The sequence below is a fragment of the Photobacterium sp. OFAV2-7 genome (genome assembly GCF_022347985.1).
Lineage (GTDB): Bacteria > Pseudomonadota > Gammaproteobacteria > Enterobacterales > Vibrionaceae > Photobacterium.
In genome coordinates this window covers 1-4,117 of sequence record NZ_JAKRFQ010000447.1, presented here as the reverse complement: position 1 = coordinate 4,117, position 4,117 = coordinate 1, and the positions used below count along the sequence as shown (strand labels likewise).

The following is a 4,117-nucleotide window of genomic DNA, read 5'->3' as shown; positions in this document are numbered from 1 at the left end:
CGCTCAGGCTAGCCTTGAAGGTGATGGTTGGAGCTACGAGCGCCAATGGGCCTTCTATTGCGGTTTTGCTGCCACTATGAAGCCTGTAGAGCTGAAGTGGGCATCTATTGACGAAGACGAGCTTGAGCTGCTCAATGCCCGCCGTCATTGTAGCGACTGGGTACGCCAGGTGGTTAATGCGACCCCGGAAGATATGTACCCGGAAAAATTAGCCGCGGATGCGGTTGAGTTTCTTACTTCCATTGCCGGAGACAAAATCAGCCATGAGCTACTGGTCGGTGATCAGCTATTGGAGCACGGTTGGGTTGGCACTCACAGCGTCGGTCGTGCCAGCAGCCGTCCGCCGGTGATGCTGACGCTGGATTTCAACCCGACGGGCGAGCCTGACGCTCCGGTTGCAGCATGCCTGGTGGGTAAGGGGATCACTTTCGACTCAGGTGGCTACAGCCTGAAATCGAGTGCCGGCATGGTGACTATGAAGTGCGATATGGGCGGTGCGGCCACCGTAACGGCAGCATTGGGCTATGCGATTGAGCAAGGTTTGCGCCAACGTGTGAGGTTGATCCTGTGTTGCGCAGAAAACATGGTCGCAGGTAACGCCTATAAGCTGGGGGATGTGTTAACGTACAAGAATGGGCTGACCGTAGAAGTGGTCAATACCGATGCAGAAGGACGTTTGGTATTGGCCGACGGGTTGATAGCAGCCAGCGAGACCAAAGCGCCGCTGATTATCGATGCCGCAACACTAACCGGTGCGGCGATGATGGCTGTCGGAACCGATTACAATGCCTTGTTCGGTCTTGATAAGGACTTGTTGCAACATGCGCAGCAGTTGTCAGAGCTAGTTAGCGAACCGGCCTGGCCACTTCCGCTGGAAAAGTGGCATCAGGCCAACTGTCCGTCTTACTACGCTGATACGGCTAATAGCCGGGCACAGAAGGGCGGCGGTATGGGAGGGGCATCGAATGCGGCCGCTTTCCTGTCAAGGTTCGTTGATACCGAGTCAAGTCGCTGGATCCATTTTGATTTGGCCGCCTGTTTCCGGGATAGCGCAGATAGTCGCTGGGCGGCCGGGGCAACCGGTCTCGGGGTTGCTAACATTGCAGCCTTGCTGCTATAGCGGTATTGTGAAGGGGGAGTTGTTTGTGTCTCCCCCCAAGATTCACGTCACATTGATGAACAGATTCAAAAGGAAGAATAATAATGACAATTGAAAGAACGTTTTCCATCGTTAAGCCTGATGCGGTAAAGCGTAACTTGATTGGGGCGATTTATCAGCGCTTTGAAAATGCCGGGTTGAAAATTGTTGCTGCCAAGATGGTGCGTCTCAATGCAGAAAAAGCCCAGGGTTTTTATGCCGAGCATGAAGGCAAACCTTTCTTTGATGATTTGGTCGCATTTATGACATCGGGTCCTGTTCTGGTACAGGTACTGGAAGGAGAAGATGCGATTGTGCGTTACCGTGAGCTAATGGGTAAGACCAACCCTGAAGAGGCTGCTTGCGGGACAATCCGATCTGACTTTGCTCTTAGCCTGCGCCATAACTCAGTGCACGGCTCAGACAGCCCTGAATCTGCCGCGCGCGAAATTGCATATTTCTTTGCCGATGATGAAATCTGCCCTCGCGATTAATCGCTGTGGTTAAATTTTAGTCAAAACAAATTATTAACGGGAAGCCTAGGCTTCCCGTTTGTGTTTTTGTCCCCTAAGTTGACGCGGTTGCTAGAATATCCTTATAGGTAACAAGTGGAAACCATCTGGCAAAGGCTGTACAATTTCGCGCCTTGAATTGTCCTGTCACATGCAACCTCCCTTCTTTAGGTTGCCAAGGCGCAGAATCAGTCATTTTTTAGTGAGGCAACAACCGATGACAACAGTCAAAACTAATCTGCTGGATTTCGATCGCAAGGGTCTGCGTAAGTATTTCGCTGACGAGCTTGGTGAAAAACCATTCCGTGCTGATCAGATCATGAAGTGGATCTACCATTTCGGTTGTGACGACTTCGATCAAATGACAAACATCAACAAGAAGCTGCGCGAAAAGCTAAAGCGTGTCGCCGAAATCCGTGCGCCTTATGTCTCTGAGGCCCAGCACTCATCTGATGGTACGATCAAGTGGGCGATGCGTGTTGGCGATCAGGATGTTGAAACGGTTTATATCCCGGACGAAGACCGCGCAACCCTGTGCGTTTCTTCTCAGGTGGGCTGTGCCTTGGAATGTAAATTCTGCTCAACGGCGCAGCAGGGCTTTAACCGTAACCTGCGTGTGTCAGAAATTATTGGCCAGGTTTGGCGTGCGGCCAAAGAGATCGGGGTTGAGAAGGAAACCGGTCGTCGCCCAATTACCAACGTCGTGATGATGGGGATGGGCGAGCCGCTGTTGAATATGAAGAACCTGATCCCGGCATTGGAGATTATGCTGGATGACCTGGGTTTTGGTCTGTCCAAGCGTCGCGTAACGGTTTCGACTTCCGGTGTTGTTTCTGGTCTTGATCAGATGACGGGTAATATTGATGTGGCCTTGGCGATTTCGCTGCATGCCCCGACTGATGAACTGCGTTCTGAGATCATGCCGGTTAATGATCGCTGGAATATTGATGATTTCCTGGCTTCTGTACGTCGCTATATTGCTTCTTCCAATGCTAACCGTGGTCGTGTCACAGTCGAGTATATTCTGCTGGATCGTGTCAACGATGATATGGACCATGCACGTCAGCTGGCAGAAACACTGAAAGATACGCCGGCGAAAGTTAACCTGATCCCGTTCAACCCGTATCCGGGTTCACCATACAACAAACCGAGTAACTCGCGTATTGATCGCTTCATGAAAACCCTGATGGAGTATGACTTTACCGTGACTGTACGTAAAACCCGCGGTGATGATATCGACGCGGCATGCGGACAATTGGTTGGTGATGTGATTGACCGCACGAAACGAACAAAACTCAAGCAACAAAATGGTGAACAAATCCCTGTAAAAGCAGTCTAATTGCAAAGGCCGATACCCGGTGGCTACTCGCTTGCCTCGCGTTTCGGTGCAACATGGACGTTAGCTTGGGGAAAATATGGTACGGTGGACGATGTCCCCTCTATTGTGTAGCTTGTTAATAGGCTGTGTCACAGTCGATGAAGCCGGCAATAGCAATGAGATAGATAAAATTGAAGTGTCTGAGGCCAGGATCTCTCTTGGCCTTAGCTATCTGGAATCTGGGCAATGGCAGCGCGCTCGTGATAACCTTGAGCTGGCGCTTGACTACGCGCCGCGGTATTATCGGGCACAAAATGCAATGGCCTATTATTATCAGCAAGTTGATGAACCGGCTGCCGCTGAGAAAATGTATAAGCAGGCATTGCGTGATTCGCCGAAAAATGGCGATGTACTGAATAATTATGGTGTATTCTTGTGTAGTCAGCAGCGTTACGATGATGCTATCGCTGTATTTGAGAAAGCCATCGAACAACCTAATTACTACCAAACTTCGGCCAGTTATGAAAATGCCGCTTTTTGCAGTCTTAAAGGTGGCGATAAACTGCAAGCCAAAGGGTACTTTGAAAAGGCTCTGGCTTATGAGCCTTTTCAACCGAAATCAATGTTACAGCTGGCGCAGCTTGAAATAGACTCCCACAATTTGAATGATGCGCGCGCCATGCTTTTTAAATTTAATAAGAGGTATGGGTACAATGCAGACAGCCTGTTGCTGCTGCTTCAGCTTGAAAGTGAGGCTGGCCGCTTAACTTATGTCGAGAAGTATGCCAGTCTGCTTAAAGAGCACTACCCTAACTCACAGCAATATCAAAAATATCTAGCCAATGAATACTGAACAGAACGAAGATCTATCAACAGAAGAAGTCATTCGTCCGGGGGATATGCTACGTCAGGCTCGTGAACAGCTTGGCTATTCACAGAAGGATATTGCCAACCGGTTGAGGCTTCGCCTCTCGGTGATCAATGACATCGAAGACAATAATTTTGAACAGTCACAGCTTGCCACGTTCACGCGTGGTTATGTTCGCTCCTACGCCAAGTTTGTCGGACTGGATGAAGCTGACGTTCTGGCCAAGCTTGATCAGCATGGCCATGCTCAGCACCAGGACCATGAGATGCAGAGCTTTTCCC

General features: G+C 50.0%; 5 protein-coding genes. All 5 read left to right on the top strand.

The annotated features are described in order from the left end of the window. A partial coding sequence (gene pepB, locus MHN01_RS18695) for an aminopeptidase PepB (RefSeq protein ID WP_239412732.1) occupies positions 1-1,120 on the top strand: 1,120 nt, incomplete at its 5' end. A gap of 83 nt (positions 1,121-1,203) precedes the next feature. Next, positions 1,204-1,632: a nucleoside-diphosphate kinase gene (gene ndk / locus MHN01_RS18690; protein WP_239412731.1), complete on the top strand. Its 429-nt coding sequence runs from the start codon at positions 1,204-1,206 to the stop codon at positions 1,630-1,632. 235 nt (positions 1,633-1,867) lie between these two features. Then, positions 1,868-2,989 carry a bifunctional tRNA (adenosine(37)-C2)-methyltransferase TrmG/ribosomal RNA large subunit methyltransferase RlmN gene (locus MHN01_RS18685; RefSeq protein WP_239412730.1) on the top strand — a complete coding sequence of 374 codons (1,122 nt, stop codon included), beginning with the start codon at positions 1,868-1,870 and terminating at the stop codon, positions 2,987-2,989. A 76-nt stretch (positions 2,990-3,065) separates the two neighbouring features. Continuing rightward, complete coding sequence (pilW, locus tag MHN01_RS18680; RefSeq protein ID WP_239412729.1) at positions 3,066-3,821, top strand: type IV pilus biogenesis/stability protein PilW; 756 nt, start codon at positions 3,066-3,068, stop codon at positions 3,819-3,821. Then, the coding region (locus MHN01_RS18675) for a helix-turn-helix domain-containing protein (RefSeq protein ID WP_239412728.1) at positions 3,811-4,117 on the top strand (307 nt) is incomplete at its 3' end. The genes pilW and MHN01_RS18675, both read left to right, overlap by 11 nt.